We start from the raw sequence: 14,351 nt of genomic DNA, 5'->3' as shown, positions 1-14,351 counted from the left end.
CGTATGCCATCAGCGCAGCGGGTCGCCGTCGTCGGAGCCGGACCAGCCGGGTTCTACACGAGCGACTTCCTGCTGCAGGCCGGTTTCGAGGTCGACCTGTTCGACGCGCTGCCGACGCCGTTCGGGCTCGTGCGCGCCGGCGTCGCGCCCGACCATCCGAAGATCAAGAGAGTGACGCGCGCCTACGAGCGCACCGCCAGACATCCCGCGTTCCGCTTCTTCGGCGGCGTCCAGCTCGGCGGCGACGTGCAACGCGAGGAGCTGCTGGAGCGCTACCACGCCGTCGTCTACGCGATCGGCACCTCGACCGACAACCGGCTCGGGATCCCCGGCGAGGACCGCGCCGGCTCGCATCCGGCGACCGAGTTCGTCGCCTGGTACAACGGCCACCCCGAGCACGCCCACCGCGAGTTCGACCTGAGCGCCGAGCGGGCCGTCGTGATCGGCAACGGCAACGTCGCGATCGACGTCGCGCGAATGCTCGTGCTCGACCCCGGCGAGATCGCCCCGACCGACACCGCCGATCACGCGATCGAGGCGCTCGCGCAGGCGCGGGTGCAGGAGGTCGTCGTGCTCGGCCGGCGCGGGCCGGCGCAGGCCGCCTTCACCAACCCGGAGCTGCTGGAGCTGGGTGAGCTGAAGCGCGCCGACGTGTTCGTCGACCGGGCCGAGGTCGAGCTGGACCCACACTCCGCCGCCTGGATCGCCTCCGACGCCGCGGACCAGACGCACCGCAGAAACGTCGAGATCCTGTGGGAGTACGCCGGCCGCCCGCCGGCCGGCAAGAGTCACCGTGTGCTGCTGAGATTCCTGCGCTCGCCGCTGGAGATCCTCGGCGACGAGCGCGACGCCGTCGCCGGCCTGCGCGTCGCCGTCAACCGGCTGGAGCCCGACGCGCGCGGCGGGCTGCGCGCCGTCCCGACCGGCGCCGAGGAGACGATCGAGTGCGGCCTCGTGCTGCGCTCGATCGGCTACCGGGGCGTGCCGCTGCCCGGCGTCCCGTTCGACGAGCGCCGCGGCCTGATCCGCAACGACGACGGGCGGGTCGTCGGCGACGACGGCGAGCGGGCCGTCGGCGAGTACGCCGTGGGCTGGATCAAGCGCGGCCCCAGCGGCGTGATCGGCACCAACAAGAAGGACGCGCACGAGACGGTCGACCTGATCGTCGCCGACCGTGACGCCGGCCGGCTCGGCGCCCCCGAGCCGGAGCGCTCCGACGCCGCGGCGGTCGCCGCCTGGCTGCGCGAGCGAGTCCCCCACCTCGTCACGTGGGACGACTGGAGCGCGATCGACGCGCACGAGCGCGCGCTCGGCGAGCCGCACAGCCGGCCGCGCGTCAAGCTCGTGCGTGTGCCCGAAATGCTGGAAATTGCGCACGGCACCGCCGCACGCGGTTAGCCTGCGCAGATCTCCACTGCCGGCAAGCTCCTCACGGTCGCCTCCGGTCACCGCGCGAAGTTCGCGGTGCTCGCGGTCTGGCTCGTGCTCGTCGCGGTCTTCGGCTCCTTCGCCGGCAAGCTGAGCGACGTCGAAGAGAACGACCCGGTCTCGTTCCTGCCCGGCAAGGCCGAGTCGGTCAAGGCGCTGGAGGCCGTCAGAGCGTTCCCCTCCGGCGAGCAGACCGAGGCGGTGATCGTCTACAGCCGCGACGGCGGCCTGCAGGCGGCTGACAGAGCCGCGATCGTGCGCGATCGCGCGGCGATCAACGCCGACCCGCCGCGCGGCACCGCCAGAATCCCGCCGCCGATCTTCTCCAGAGACGGCGCGGCCGCGCTGCTGATCGCCGACGTCGACACCAGCGGACCGACCTCCGACAACACGCTGATCGACGCGACCGACGCGCTCCGCGACCGCGTCCACGAAGCGGTCCCTCTGGGCCTGCAGGTCGAGGTGACCGGGCCGGCCGGCTTCTCGACCGACGCCGTGAAGGTCTTCGAGCAGATCAACGGCACGCTGCTGCTGGCGACGGCGTCGCTCGTCTTCGTGCTGCTGATCCTGATCTACCGCAGCCCGATCTTCTGGGCGATCCCGCTCTTCACCGTGATCTTCGCCGAGGTGATCGCGCGCGGGATCGGCTACTTCCTCGCCGAGGCCGGCGTCACGATCAACGGCCAGACCTCCGGAATCCTCTCCGTGCTCGTCTTCGGCGTCGGGACCGACTACGCGCTGCTGCTCGTCGCCCGCTATCGCGAGGAGCTGCGCCGCCACGAGGACAAGCACGAGGCGGTCGCGATCGCGCTGCGGCGCGCCGGCCCGGCGGTGCTCGCCTCCGGCCTGACCGTGATCGCCGCGCTGCTGTGCCTGTCGCTGGCGGAGGTCAACGGCACCGCCGGCCTGGGGCCGGTCTCGGCCTTCGGCGTCGCGCTGGCGATGCTCGCGATGCTGACGCTGCTGCCGGCGCTGCTGGCGATCACCGGCCGCCGCGCCTTCTGGCCGTTCGTGCCGCGCTACGGCGGCGCCGGCACCGACGAGACGCACGGCTGGTGGCGGCGGCTCGGCGAGCGGATCCGCGTGCGGCCGCGGCGCGTCTGGATCGGCACGACCGTCGCGCTGCTGGTGCTCTGCCTCGGCCTGACGCAGATGAACTCCGACCTGACGAGCGGCAACTCCTTCCGCGACCAGGTCGAGTCGGTCGAGGGACAGGAGCTGATCGCGCAGTCGTTCCCGGCCGGCGCCAACGCCCCGACGATCGTGATCGTGCCGCCCGGCGACGAGGCCGGCGGCGCGAGCGCGGGCGCCGACGCCGCGCGGGTCGCCGCGGTGCTCAGAGCGCTGAGCGCGGTGCCGGGCGTCGCGCAGGTCGCGCCGGTCGAGCGCGACCCGCGGTCGGGCGTGCGGATCGCCGTCACGCTGGAGGCCGACCCGTACAGCGAGCAGGCGTTCGACGTGATCCCGCCGCTGCGCGAGGCGGCGAAGGCGGCCGGCGGTGACGACGTGCTGGTCGGCGGCCCGACCGCCGAGGAACGCGACCTGCGCGTCTCGACCGCGCGCGACAACCGCGTGATCGTGCCGCTCGTGCTCGTCGTCGTCTTCCTGATCCTGGTGCTGGTGCTGCGCGCCGTGCTGCTGCCGCTGCTGCTGATGGCGACCGTGATCCTCTCCTACGCGGCCGCGCTGGGGATCGGCGCCTTCTTCTTCATGCAGGTGTTCGGCTTCGCCGGGGTCGATCCGGGGCTGCCGCTGTTCGCCTTCATCTTCCTCGTCGCGCTCGGCGTCGACTACAACATCTTCCTGATGGTGCGCGTGCGCGAGGAGGCGCACGAGCACGGCACGCGGCTGGGGACGGTGCGCGGCCTCGCGGTCACCGGCGCGGTGATCACCTCGGCCGGGATCGTGCTGGCGGGGACCTTCTCGACGCTCGCGGTGCTGCCGCTCGTCGTGCTGACCGAGATCGGCTTCACGATCGCCGTCGGCGTCCTGCTCGACACCTTCGTCGTGCGCTCGGTGCTGGTGCCGGCGATCGTGCTCGACGTCGGCGACCGCGTCTGGTGGCCGTCGGAGCTCGGCCACCGCCTCGCGACCGCGCACGACGAGGATGAGGAGGAGGACGAGCCGGCCGCGGCGACCGCGGCGGAGGCCGGTGAGGGGAAGCCCTCCTCCGCAGCGTCCTGACCAGGGCTCATGGAATCGGCGCTCGCAGCCGATGAGAGGGCGATCCCCTACCCGAAGGACGCCAGATGAAGCTGACGAAGTTCGCCCGCCTCGCCCCCCTCGCCGTGATTGCAGCGGGCGCGCTTGCCGCTCCGACCGCCGCGCAGGCCGCCGGCAGCCAGACCGTCGTCTGCAAGGGCAGCGAAGCGCGCTGCACCGCGACGATCAGCCTCGCAGGCGGCGCCAGCGCCAAGACGCTGAAGATCGAGCTGCCCGGCACCAACCTGAAGCTGATCGGCGTCAACTCGACGCCCGCCTACACCGCGGGCGCGTACGACCTCTACGACCCGAACTACGCGCTCGGCGGCTCGCTCTTCACGTCGAAGCTGAGCGCCGTCAAGTCGCTGCCGAAGGGCGCCAAGCTGATCCTCAAGTTCGGCACGCCCGAGAGACTGCTCAACTGCGGCGGGATCCATACCGGCGTCGGCGGTCTGATCATCGAGACGACCGGCCTCGGCAGCACGCCCGCGTTCGGCTGCCCGCAGGCGGCCGGCGTCGCCAGAACCTGGCTGAAGCGCTTCAACGCGTACCAGCAGGTCGAGAGATTCTCCGTCAGAGGGGTCGCCTACCGCTGCAAGGTCGTCCCCTTCGAGGTCAACATCAACTGCACGAGCAACAGCACGCTCGTCGCGTTCAGCGCGCCGACCGGCCACTGATCGCACGCTGCTGCGGGCGGCTTCGGCCCGGCCGCGCGCCCTTGCGGGTGCGCGACCGGGCCGGGCCCGTGCAGCCTTGCTAGAGGACCGGCAGGTAGCGGTCCAGCTCCCACTGCGTGACCTGCACGCGGTAGTCGTCCCACTCCTGCCGCTTGATCTCCACGAAGCGGTTGAACATGTGCTCGCCGAGCGTGCGCAGCACCAGCTCGGAGTCGGCGGTCAGCTCGATCGCCTCGCCGAGCGTCGAGGGCAGCTGCTCGATCCCGAGGCGGCGGCGCTCGTCGGGCGCGAGGTGGTAGAGGTTCTTCTCCATCGGCTCCGGCAGCTCGTAGCCGTGCTCGATCCCCTCCAGGCCCGCCTGCAGCAGCACCGCGAACGTCAGGTACGGGTTGCACGCCGGGTCGGGGCAGCGCAGCTCCATCCGCGTCGTCTGCTCCTTGCCGGGGTGGTACATCGGCACGCGCACGAGCGCGGAGCGGTTGCGGCGCGACCAGGCGACGTAGACCGGCGCCTCGTAGCCCGGCACCAGCCGCTTGTAGGAGTTGACCCACTGGGCGAAGATCGCGCTCATCTCGCGCGCGTGACGCAGCTGGCCGGCGATGAAGGCCTTCGCGACGTCCGACAGGTAGTACTGGTCGTTGGGGTCGTAGAAGGCGTTTCTGCCGTCCTTGAAGAGCGACAGGTGGGTGTGCATGCCCGAGCCGTTCTCGCCGAACAGCGGCTTCGGCATGAAGGTCGCGTGGAGGCCGTACTTGCGCGCGTACTCCTTGACCGTGATGCGGTAGGTCATGCAGTCGTCGGCCATCTTCAGCGCCGAGGCGTAGCGCATGTCGATCTCGTGCTGCGAGGGACCGACCTCGTGATGGGTGTACTCGACGTGGATGCCGAGCTGCTCGAGCGCGAGCACGGTCTCGCGGCGCAGGTCGGAGCCGGCGTCGAGCGTCGTGAGGTCGAAGTAGCCGCCCTCGTCGATCGGCGTCGGGTCCCTCGCGTCTCTGAAGTAGAAGTACTCCAGCTCGGGGCCGACCATGAAGTCGTCGAAGCCCATCGCCTTCGCACGGTCGAGCGCGCGCCGCAGCACGTGGCGCGGGTCGCCCTCGTACGGCGTCTGCTCAGGCGTCTTGATGTCGCAGTACATGCGCGCGACGCCCTGCTCCTCCGGCCGCCACGGCAGCGAGGCGAAGGTCGAGGCGTCGGGCAGCGCGATCATGTCCGACTCCTCGACGGCGTTGAAGCCGGTGATCGAGGAGCCGTCGAAGCCCATCCCGCCCTCGAAGGCGTCGGACAGCTCGCTGGTGTTGATCGAGAACGCCTTCAGCTGACCGAGGATGTCGGTGAACCAGAGGCGGATGAAGCGGATGTCGCGCTCCTGCACGAGACGCAGCACGTCGTCAGGGGTAAGCGGCGGCGCGGCGTCAGTCATGTCGAAGGGCTCCTGGGGTCAATTTCGGGCGTGGCGACGGGAATTGGAGCCTACCGCGACGGGGCGTCGGCACAGCCGGGCAGCCAGCGTTGGGCCCACGACTCCAGCGCGGCCAGCGCCGGCTCCAGCTCGCGTCCCATCGGCGTGAGCGCGTACTCGACCCGGGTCGGGGGCGCCGGCGGGGGCGGCGAGACGGTGCGCGCGACGACGCCGCGCGCCTCCAGCTCCTTCATCCGCTCCGACAGCAGCCGGTCCGACAGCTCCGGGACGGCGTTGGCGATCTCGCTGAAGCGCTGCGGCGAGCGGTTCATCAGCACGCGCACGATCGCGCCGGTCCAGCGCTTGCCGAGGAACTCGATCGCCTCGTGGTAGTGCGGGCAGCAGGCGTCGGCGGCGCTGTCGGCACCGGCGGGGTCGCCGGCGGCGCATGCCGCGTTCCGCTCCGATGCCTGCTCGACCGCCATCGAGCACAGCTTACGCCCGCATCGGCCCCCTGGCCATGCGGGCGATGTCAGGCGGCGCGCAGCGTGCGCGACTGCTCGATCGAGCCGTCGACCGGCACCTCGCCGGCGACGTTGACCATCGCCGCGAGCGATTCGAGCGCGACGGTCGCGATCGCCTCGAGGATCTCCTCGTCCTCCCAGCCCAGCTCGCGCGCCTCCTCGTGCAGGTGCAGCGGCGGTCTGCCGTCGACGACGAGCGCGCGCAGGTAGCGCAGCAGCGCCGCCTCCTTCGCGTCGCCGGAGTCGAAGTCGCGTGCCAGCGCGACCTCGTCGAGACCGAGGCCGGCGGCGCGGGCGGCACGCGAATGCATCGCTATGCCGGGCTGTGAGCCGCGCTCCTCCGCGACCGCGAGCGCGATCCGCTCCAGCGTGGCGGCGGAGAGGTGGCCGTGACGCAGCTCGCTGCGAAAGCGCGCGTAGCCGCGCAGGGCGGCCGGGGAGCCGGCGAGGGCGCCGACGAAGTTGGGCAGTTGGCCGCCGGTCGCCAGGGCGCCGCGCAGGACAGGGACCGAGCCTTCCGGTGCTGTGAGGTCGTCGTGGATCTGGAACCGACTCATCGGAGTCTTCATGGCGCGCACCCGGGTCGTAGAGGTTCTCGCCCCCCTTATACGAGCGGGACCTAAACCCAGGCTCACGGTTCCTTTTGCGCCGGCTATGGGGGCGGACGGCCGATTGCGCTCGCCCCTTGTCGCGCCGGCTCCACGGCCAGCGCGTTTGTCAGGCGCCGGAGGCGGTGAGGATGGCGACGAGGATCAGGAAGACGCCCATCAGCACCGCGTACATCGCGGCACGGTCGGGACGGCTTCCGGCGATCCGCTCGCTCGCGCGACGGGGGCGATGACGACGCGCGGTCGTCTCGTACTCGTAGTCATGACGGCGGGTCGGCGGCGGCGCGACCTGGCCCCTGATGACGATCGTGCGGCGCTCGCCCTGCTGGCTCGCGCTGCGACCGGCGCGTGACGGCGCCTCTGCGGTTGGCATCTCTGTCGGTCCTCTTTCTCGAGCTTGCGGGGTTAGCTGACGGGCTCGCACCGAAAGAGCGGCGCTATGCGCGGACGCGCGATTCGCCCCGTTGTCGTGGGTCCCCCGCTTCCCGTGCGGCAGACGGGAATTCAGCGGTATGACACGGCGATCCTACCAACGGCTTGCAGATTCTGACCTGCATCCGGTGGATCTTATGGAAAGCCTCGGTCGGAAAATGCGGGCTTCTTGTGGCACGCGGCCTCAAGCGGGCTGCACGGGCGCCGATGACGCGGCGGTGGCGCGTGCGCGCGCGGCCAAGCGGCGCGCGAGGCACCTGGCGCCGGCCGCTCAGCTGCGCTCGTAGGCGGCCTGTTCGGCGACGGTCCGCTCCGCCCACGGGACCGCTTCGAGGCGCGCGTCGGGGATCGGCTCGCCGCTCTGCACCGAGCGGCCGTAGCTGCCGTCGGCGAGGCGCTGTTCGGCGCGTTCGATCGCCGCCAGCTCCTCGCGCAGCTGCTCGACGAAGCCGGCGTCGCGCTCCCGCTCGAACAGCTCCGTTCCACCGTCGGCGAGATGCTGGTCGAGGTGCGTCAGCTCCTGCTTCTCGCCGCCGGGCGGGATCAGGCCGGCCAGCTCGCGCTCGACGCGAGCGCGTTCGCGGGCCAGCAGCTCACGGGCATGCGCGGTGTCCATGTCGGCGAGGGTACCCGCGCGCGCGGCAGGACGCACGCGCGGTGCGACGCACTCGCGGTGTGACACACGCGCGGTGTGCGCACTCGCGGCAGGGCGCACGCGCGGCCGCGAGGCGGCCGCCGCGCGGGCGTCAGCGGCCGGCGGTCGCGCCGACGAAGGCGGCGACGGCCTCGGCCTCGGCGCCGGAGTAGATGCCGGCGGGCATCGTGCCGCCGCCGCGCTGGCGGCCTCTGACGATCGCGTCGTAGGTCAGCTCCTGCGGCGGCTTGAGCACGTCGAGGTTCGGACCGACCTTGCCGACGGCCTCGGCGGCGGCGAGCGTGTGGCAGTTCGCGCAGCCGGTGCCGAACAGCGCCCGCCCCTCCTCCTCCTGCTTCGTCAGCTCGATCGTCGTCCCGTTTATGTGGGCGTCGGCGCTGTCGCGGTCGCCGAATATGAACAGCGCCGGGACGGCGATCCCGACAGCGACGTAGAAGACGGTGAAGGCGATGACGGCGAAGGTGCGGGCGCCGGGCTTCTGCGACTGGAGCGTCGCGCGCACGCCGCGCGGGCCTCCGCGCACGGCGAGGAAGAAGAGCCCGAGTCCGACGACCACCCAGAACGCGAGAAACACCACGGTTGCGAGCATCGGAGCGACCCTATCCGGAACCCACCATGGAATGGAAGGGCGAACTGTTGTGTCGCGTCAGCGCGCGCTCTCAGCGGCTGCGATTGCGGCTGCGCCCCCGGCCGAAGTTCATCGTCTCAGGCGCGACGCCGCGGAAGTCGCGCGCGGAGCCGCCGCCGGCCGCCGCGCGCTGCTGCTCGTGCTGCTCGATCGCGTGGCGCTCGGCCTCGTCGAGCGGCGAGAAGTCCTTCGCGATCACCTTGCCCATGCGCGCGTCCGGTATGTCGAGCGGAGCGATCCGCGCCAGCAGGATGCTGATGCCGCCGCCGGCCGCCGGCAGCCGCTCCAGCGTCCCCTCCACCAGCACCAGCGGCTCGGTGCGGACGGTCAGGCGTCTGGTCTCGTACAGCTCCGGCCGCACGACGAGGTTGACGGTGCCGTGCTCGTCCTCGACCAGCAGGAAGACGATCCCGCGCGCGGTGCCCGGCCGCTGCCGCGCGACGACCATCCCACCGAGCTTGACCGTCGCGCCGTGCGGCAGCGACGCCAGCTCGCGGCTGGTGACGACATCGCGCGGCAGCCGCGGGCGCAGCAGTCTCAGCGGGTGGGCGCGCGCGGTCAGCCCGGTCGTGTCGTAGTCGGCGAGCATCCCGTCCCAGGCGCCGAGCTGGCGCAGCTCCGGCGCCCCCGGCAGCTCCAGCGGGAGCGCCAGCTGCGTGCCGCCCGGCACGCGGCGGCCGGGCACCGCGACGCCGAGCCGCCACAGCGCGACGCGGCGATCGCCGCCGGCGAGCACGTCGCAGGCGCCCGACCAGGCGAGCGCCTCCAGCGCAGGGCGACCGGCGCCTGCGCGCGCAGCGAGGTCGGCGACCTCGCGGAACGGCCCGCCGGCCCGGCGCGCGGCGACGAGCGCCTCGGCGTCGTGCGGCTGCACGCCGCGCACGTAGCCGAGGCCGATCCGAACGCGCACCTTCCCGTCGTCCCCGGTGTGGGAGGTGCACTCGGTCTCGCTCGCGTTGATCTCCGGCGCGAGCACCTCGATCCCGCGCCGCTGCGCCTCGTGCACGAGCGCGTCGGGCGGGTAGAAGCCCATCGGCTGCTCGTTCAGCAGCGCGCAGAGGAACTCGGCCGGATGGTGGACGCGCAGCCACGTCGACTGGTAGGCGAGCAGGCCGAAGGCCGCCCCGTGCGCCTTCGGGAAGCCGAAGCCGGAGAAGCCGCGCACCATCTGGAAGACGCGCTCGGCCAGCTCCGGCGTCACGTCGTCGTGGGTCGCCAGCGCGCCCTCGACGAACCTGCAGTGATGGGCCTCGATCGCCGCCTCCGAGCGCTTGCGGCTCATCGCCCGCCGCAGCCCCTCCGCCTCGCCGGCGGAGAAGCCGGCGAAGGCCATCGCCACCTCGATCACCTGGTCCTGGAAGATGATCGTGCCGAGCGTCTCTCTCAGCGGTCCGACGAGCGAGGGATGGTCGTAGGGAACCTTGAAGGAGGGGTCGATCCGCTCCCGCTGGCGGCGCTCGATGTAGGGGTTGACCGCCCCGCCCTGGATCGGCCCCGGCCGCACGATCGCGACCTGGATCGTCAGCTCCTTCAGGTTCGACGGCCGTGTGCGCCGCAGCGACGCCATCTGCGCGCGGCTCTCGATCTGGAAGACGCCGGTCGTCTCGGCGTTCTGGATCGCCTCGTAGGTCGCGCTGTCGTCGTAGGGGATGCGCGAGAGGTCGATCCGCTCGCCGCGCGTCGCCGCGATCGACTCGACCGCGCGCTCGACCGCCGACAGCATCCCGAGCCCGAGCAGGTCGATCTTGAGGAAGCCGGCGTCGGCGCACGAGTCCTTGTCCCACTGGACCATCTGGCGCCCCTCCATCGCGGCCGGGACGATCGGGCAGCAGTCGCTCAGCGGACGCGTCGCGACGACCATCCCGCCCGAGTGCTGCGAGAGGTGGCGCGGCAGGCCGTGCGCCTGCTCGGCCAGCCGCGCCAGCCACGCCCAGCGGCCGCTGCCGACGCGCCGCTCCCCCAGCGCGCTCGCTATGTCGGCGGCGACGTCGCGCGCCGACCAGCCCTCGGAGCCGCGCGCGACGCGCTCGATCTCCCCCGGCGGCAGCCCCAGCGCCTTGCCCAGCTCGCGGATCGCGCCGCGCGCGCGGTAGGTCGGGAAGGCGGCGACGAGCGCCGAGTTGCGCTCCCCGAAGACCGTGTGGATGCGCGGGATCAGCGCCGCGCGCACGTCGCGCGGGAAGTCGAGGTCGATGTCGGGCAGCGCCTGCAGCTCCTCGTTGAGGAAGCGGCCGATGAACAGTTCGTTGGCGACCGGGTCGACGTGCGAGAGGCCGGTCAGGTAGCAGACGATCGAGGAGACCGAGGAGCCGCGGCCGCGGCCGGGCGGCAGCAGCGCGCGGGCGCTGTCGGCCCCGCGCACCTCGACGGCGACCTCGCGCGCCAGCTCCAGCATGTCGCGGTGCAGCAGGAAGAAGCCGGCGAGGCCGAGCTTGCGGATGATCCGCAGCTCCTCGTCGAGCCGGCGCCGCGCCTCCGCGCGATGGGCGGCGCTGGTGTCGGCGTAGCGGTCGGCGAGGCGGTCGCCGCACAGCTCCGCCAGTCTGCGATCGGCGCTGTCGTCCTCGGCGCCGGGATAGCGGTAGCCGAGCCCCTGCGTCAGGTCGAAGCGGAGGCGGTCGGCGAGGCGGGCGGTCTCGGCGACGGCGTCGGGATGATCGGCGGCGAAGCGCGCCGCCATCGCCTGCGGGCTCGCCAGCACGTGACTGAAGTTGCCACGGCGGCCAGGCTCGGAGGCGTCGAGCGTCGTGTGCAGCCGGACGGCGACGAGCGCGTCCTGCAACGGCCCGCGCGCACGCGTGTGGGTGTGCACGTTGCCCGTCGCGACGCAGCGCAGCTCCAGCTCGCGCGCGAGCTGGACGAGCCGGCGATTGCGCGCGCGGTCGTCGCGCAGGTAGGGCCGCTGCAGCTCGACGTAGAGGCTCTCGCGACCGAAGGCGGCGCGCAGCAGGCGCAGCGAGGCGAGGTCGTGGACGCCGTGCGTCGCGCAGCCGCTGAGGCAGACGAGCCCCTCGGCGTGCTCGGCGACGGCGGCGAGCGAGACGAACGGCTGGCTCGCCTGGCGGGTGCGGCCGCGCAGCGCGCGCGTCCCCATGCGCGCGCCGGGCAGCGCGGCGGCGACGAGCGGGTCCTCGCGCCTGGCGGGGCGCGAGGACCCGCGCGCGAAGCCGGCCGCGCCACCCTCCGCGGCGCCGGCCCAGCCGGGCGCGGTCGCGAGCTCGGCGGCTCCCTCCGGACGCACGCCGGAGGCGGGCGTCCCCGCCTCCGGCTCCCCCGATGTGCGTCCTCCTCGCGCGTCCCCCTCGACGCGCGCGAGGTCTGTGGCGGCGGGCGCGTCCCCCGCGCGCCCGCCGCCGCCCTCCCCCATGGACGCGCCGCCCGCGCGCCCCTCCCCACGCGTGTGCGCGTGGGCGAGCGTCAGCAGCCGGCAGAGGTTGCGCCAGCCGCGCTCGTCCTCGACCAGCAGCGTCAGGTGACGGCCGTCGTCGAGCGTCAGCTCGGCGCCGTGGATCGGCCGCAGGCCGAGCGCCTGGGCCGAGCGGGCGAACTCCATCGCCCCGCAGACGTTGTCGTGGTCGGTCAGCGCGAGCGCGTCGTGTCCCAGCTCCACGGCAGCCGCGACCAGCTCGTCCGGCAGCGAGGCGCCGTCGAGGAACGAGAAGGCGGAATGGGCGTGCAGCTCGACATATGACACGAACATATGTTCGCATGCGCGGCGGACGGACGCCACTCAGAGCACGCACCAGATATCTGTTGTCTGCGACCTGGCGCGCGCGCGTCTCGTACGGTTGGTGAATGCGTCGAACGATCCTGAGCGCCGCCGCCGGCGCCGCCATCGCGCTGACGGCCCTCCCCGCCGGCGCCGCCGCGATCTCGCGCGAGGACGCCGCCGCGCAGCGGCTGGAGAGCCGCGCGATCGCGCTCATCAACGCCGCCACGAGAGCGATGCGCGCCGCCGACACGAGCTGCGTGCAGCAGTTCGACCCCGAGCACGAGACGACCGTCACGCACGACGCCCCCAGCCAGGCGATGCGCGACACCTTCGCGCTGCTGCGACGGCCGGAGATCCCCGCTGACCGCGAGTTCGCTGCCGACCTCCCGCGCTTCCCCTTCTCCTTCGCCGAGGGCGTCTACATCGACTGGATCCGGCTCGCGCGCGCCGCCGACGGCAGCGAGCACTACCTCGTGATCGCCAAGAGCCGCGATCTGCCGGAGCCACTGACACGCGCCTGCCTGCGCACGAGACACCGGCTGCTCGTCGACCTGCTCGACGGCGCCGGGCCGAGATTGCGGAGACTGACGCTGAGCGAGGAGGCGCGCCTCAACCGCCAGGAGCACCCGGCCGGCGGCTTCCCCGCCAGAGAGGTGATCTTCGGCTTCGGCGGCGGCGCCGGGGGCGGTGGCGTCGACCTCGCCCGGTTCCGCAGACACGGGCTGTTCGGCTCCTCGCAGCGAGGCTCCGAGGACCGTTCGACCGTCTCCGGCTTCGTGCCCGACGGCGTCGCGACGATCGAGGCGATCTACCCCGAGCGCGTCAGCCGCGGGCCGCATCGGCCGGCGATCGTCTACGGCGAGGAGATCCGCCTGACGCTGCCGGTCCAGGACAACGTCGTCGCGTTCAAGGTCGACCGCCCGGCCGAGGACGCGATGCCGCCGCAGATGATCTGGCGGGCCGCCGACGGCACCGTCGTGCGGACGGTGAGAGAGCCCCGCTGAGCGCCCGCGCGCGAGCCGCGGACGCGGGGTGGGCAGACGCTTCACCGCTGCCGGAACCAGCCGCCCTCGCGCAGGTCGTGGAAGACGACGAGGTTGCGGCCGCAGACCGTCACGACCTCCCAGTAGCGGCGCCGCAGCGGCGCCTCGCTCCACCAGCGGTCCTCAACCAGCCACGACTCGCGCACGGCGTCGATCTCGCGCCCGTCGACGACCTGCGGGCGGCCGTCGTGCTCGTCGGCGCGCACGCGGGCGCGCCTCGGCGTCGCGAGCCGGTGTCTGCGGGCGGTCGCGCCGCCGCCGGCGACGGAGGCGCCCGCGCGGCCCGCGACGGCACGGCCGGACGTGATCCCGCGCGCGCTCATTCAAACGGCGTCAGCACCGCGCGCCGCTCCGGCACGCGCGAGTCGGGATCGACGGCGAGCACGCGCAGCGCGGCGTCGGGACCGGCCGCCGCGCGCGCCTGGCGCACACCCTCGCGCAGCCGCGCGCGCCGCTCCGCGCCGGCCTCGTCGAGCAGCGAGCGCTGATCGCTGGCGGCCGGGCCGAAGCGGACCGCCGCCAGCCGCAGCCGCTCCGCCGGCGCCGGCAGCAGCGCCAGCCGCGCCGCCAGCGCCAGCCGCATCCGCAGCGGGTCGGCGTGCGCCTCGCGGAACGGCACCTGCTCGCGCCACGTGCCGCCCTCCACCAGCGTCGCCGCCAGCACGACCGCGCGCAGCGAGCGGCCGCGCCGCTCCCTGCGCGCCAGCAGCCGGTCGACGAGCAGGCCGAGCGCGCGCTCCAGCTGAACGCCCGACATCGCCTCCGGCAGCTCCAGCTCCTCCTCGACGCGCTCGGGCTCCTCGCGCGGTCTCAGCGCTCCGTCGCGCCCCTGCGCCAGCTCCCACGCGAGCAGGCCGGGCGCGCCGAAGCGGTCGGCGACCGCGGCGCGCGGCAGCGCCGCCAGCTCGCCGAGCGTCTCGATGCCGAGGCGCCCGAGCGGCTCCGGCAGCGCGGCGGTCGCCTCGCGGCCGCGCAGCAGCGCGACCGGCAGCGTCGCGAGGTAGTCGCGCGCGGCGCGTTCGTCGCCGAGCACGACCTGC

Annotated in this window: 12 protein-coding genes, 1 pseudogene and 1 riboswitch; of the genes and pseudogenes, 4 read left to right on the top strand and 9 right to left on the bottom strand. The window is 73.2% G+C overall.

Going from position 1 to position 14,351, the window contains the following annotated elements; genetic code table 11:
* Positions 1 to 3 precede the first annotated feature (3 nt).
* From R7226_RS08115 to R7226_RS08105, 3 genes are all read left to right on the top strand, one after another.
* Positions 4 to 1,398 carry an FAD-dependent oxidoreductase gene (locus R7226_RS08115; protein WP_318596566.1) on the top strand — a complete coding sequence of 465 codons (1,395 nt, stop codon included), beginning with the start codon at positions 4 to 6 and terminating at the stop codon, positions 1,396 to 1,398.
* Between the two features lie 66 nt (positions 1,399 to 1,464).
* A complete protein-coding gene (locus R7226_RS08110) occupies positions 1,465 to 3,612 on the top strand; it encodes an MMPL family transporter (RefSeq protein ID WP_318596565.1) in 2,148 nt (715 codons plus the stop codon).
* A 65-nt stretch (positions 3,613 to 3,677) separates the two neighbouring features.
* Positions 3,678 to 4,307 (top strand): hypothetical protein, encoded by a 630-nt coding sequence (locus R7226_RS08105; RefSeq protein WP_318596564.1) that lies wholly within the window; start codon positions 3,678 to 3,680, stop codon positions 4,305 to 4,307.
* A 79-nt stretch (positions 4,308 to 4,386) separates the two neighbouring features.
* On the opposite strand, the gene R7226_RS08100 is transcribed toward R7226_RS08105, so the two are convergent.
* The 7 genes from R7226_RS08100 to R7226_RS08070 form a co-directional block, all read right to left on the bottom strand.
* The gene (locus R7226_RS08100) at positions 4,387 to 5,730 is read right to left on the bottom strand and encodes a glutamine synthetase family protein (RefSeq protein ID WP_318596563.1); all 1,344 of its coding nucleotides are present in this window, start codon (positions 5,728 to 5,730) and stop codon (positions 4,387 to 4,389) included.
* Positions 5,731 to 5,780: 50 nt separating this feature from the next.
* Complete coding sequence (locus R7226_RS08095; protein WP_318596562.1) at positions 5,781 to 6,194, bottom strand: winged helix-turn-helix transcriptional regulator; 414 nt, start codon at positions 6,192 to 6,194, stop codon at positions 5,781 to 5,783.
* 47 nt (positions 6,195 to 6,241) lie between these two features.
* Positions 6,242 to 6,790, bottom strand: a complete 549-nt coding sequence (locus R7226_RS08090) for a carboxymuconolactone decarboxylase family protein (protein ID WP_318596561.1) — start codon at positions 6,788 to 6,790, stop codon at positions 6,242 to 6,244.
* A 160-nt stretch (positions 6,791 to 6,950) separates the two neighbouring features.
* Positions 6,951 to 7,214 (bottom strand): hypothetical protein, encoded by a 264-nt coding sequence (locus R7226_RS08085; RefSeq protein ID WP_318596560.1) that lies wholly within the window; start codon positions 7,212 to 7,214, stop codon positions 6,951 to 6,953.
* Positions 7,215 to 7,220: 6 nt separating this feature from the next.
* A riboswitch (cyclic di-AMP (ydaO/yuaA leader) is annotated at positions 7,221 to 7,361 on the bottom strand.
* A gap of 183 nt (positions 7,362 to 7,544) precedes the next feature.
* A complete protein-coding gene (locus R7226_RS08080; protein ID WP_318596559.1) occupies positions 7,545 to 7,889 on the bottom strand; it encodes a TraR/DksA C4-type zinc finger protein in 345 nt (114 codons plus the stop codon).
* A 130-nt stretch (positions 7,890 to 8,019) separates the two neighbouring features.
* Positions 8,020 to 8,517 carry a c-type cytochrome gene (locus R7226_RS08075; RefSeq protein ID WP_318596558.1) on the bottom strand — a complete coding sequence of 166 codons (498 nt, stop codon included), beginning with the start codon at positions 8,515 to 8,517 and terminating at the stop codon, positions 8,020 to 8,022.
* A 70-nt stretch (positions 8,518 to 8,587) separates the two neighbouring features.
* Positions 8,588 to 12,256: a DNA polymerase III subunit alpha gene (locus R7226_RS08070; protein ID WP_318596557.1), complete on the bottom strand. Its 3,669-nt coding sequence runs from the start codon at positions 12,254 to 12,256 to the stop codon at positions 8,588 to 8,590.
* A 95-nt stretch (positions 12,257 to 12,351) separates the two neighbouring features.
* Here R7226_RS08070 and R7226_RS08065 point away from each other — a divergent pair, with 95 nt between their 5' ends.
* Positions 12,352 to 13,272 carry a hypothetical protein gene (locus R7226_RS08065; RefSeq protein ID WP_318596556.1) on the top strand — a complete coding sequence of 307 codons (921 nt, stop codon included), beginning with the start codon at positions 12,352 to 12,354 and terminating at the stop codon, positions 13,270 to 13,272.
* Between the two features lie 41 nt (positions 13,273 to 13,313).
* Here the strand turns inward: R7226_RS08065 and R7226_RS08060 are convergent, their stop codons facing one another.
* Together R7226_RS08060 and R7226_RS08055 are read right to left on the bottom strand one after the other, a co-directional pair.
* The gene (locus R7226_RS08060; RefSeq protein ID WP_318596555.1) at positions 13,314 to 13,634 is read right to left on the bottom strand and encodes a hypothetical protein; all 321 of its coding nucleotides are present in this window, start codon (positions 13,632 to 13,634) and stop codon (positions 13,314 to 13,316) included.
* Positions 13,631 to 14,351 (bottom strand): annotated as a pseudogene (locus R7226_RS08055) (hypothetical protein); the annotation flags it as partial. The gene R7226_RS08060 and the pseudogene R7226_RS08055, both read right to left, overlap by 4 nt.

Origin of the sequence: Conexibacter stalactiti (assembly GCF_033542075.1) — a bacterium.
Lineage (GTDB): Bacteria > Actinomycetota > Thermoleophilia > Solirubrobacterales > Solirubrobacteraceae > Conexibacter > Conexibacter stalactiti.
This window is presented reverse-complemented; position numbering and strand designations above follow the sequence as displayed.

What these genes read in the sequence shown, in the direction of transcription:
- R7226_RS08100 (WP_318596563.1), bottom strand. Translation starts at nt 5,730, where the DNA reads ATGACTGACGCCGCGCCGCCGCTTACCCCTGACGACGTGCTGCGTCTC.
- R7226_RS08080 (WP_318596559.1), bottom strand. Translation starts at nt 7,889, where the DNA reads ATGGACACCGCGCATGCCCGTGAGCTGCTGGCCCGCGAACGCGCTCGC.
- R7226_RS08070 (WP_318596557.1), bottom strand. Translation starts at nt 12,256, where the DNA reads ATGTTCGTGTCATATGTCGAGCTGCACGCCCATTCCGCCTTCTCGTTC.
- R7226_RS08105 (WP_318596564.1), top strand. Translation starts at nt 3,678, where the DNA reads ATGAAGCTGACGAAGTTCGCCCGCCTCGCCCCCCTCGCCGTGATTGCA.
- R7226_RS08095 (WP_318596562.1), bottom strand. Translation starts at nt 6,194, where the DNA reads ATGGCGGTCGAGCAGGCATCGGAGCGGAACGCGGCATGCGCCGCCGGC.
- R7226_RS08115 (WP_318596566.1), top strand. Translation starts at nt 4, where the DNA reads ATGCCATCAGCGCAGCGGGTCGCCGTCGTCGGAGCCGGACCAGCCGGG.
- R7226_RS08065 (WP_318596556.1), top strand. Translation starts at nt 12,352, where the DNA reads ATGCGTCGAACGATCCTGAGCGCCGCCGCCGGCGCCGCCATCGCGCTG.
- R7226_RS08075 (WP_318596558.1), bottom strand. Translation starts at nt 8,517, where the DNA reads ATGCTCGCAACCGTGGTGTTTCTCGCGTTCTGGGTGGTCGTCGGACTC.
- R7226_RS08090 (WP_318596561.1), bottom strand. Translation starts at nt 6,790, where the DNA reads ATGAGTCGGTTCCAGATCCACGACGACCTCACAGCACCGGAAGGCTCG.
- R7226_RS08060 (WP_318596555.1), bottom strand. Translation starts at nt 13,634, where the DNA reads ATGAGCGCGCGCGGGATCACGTCCGGCCGTGCCGTCGCGGGCCGCGCG.
- R7226_RS08085 (WP_318596560.1), bottom strand. Translation starts at nt 7,214, where the DNA reads ATGCCAACCGCAGAGGCGCCGTCACGCGCCGGTCGCAGCGCGAGCCAG.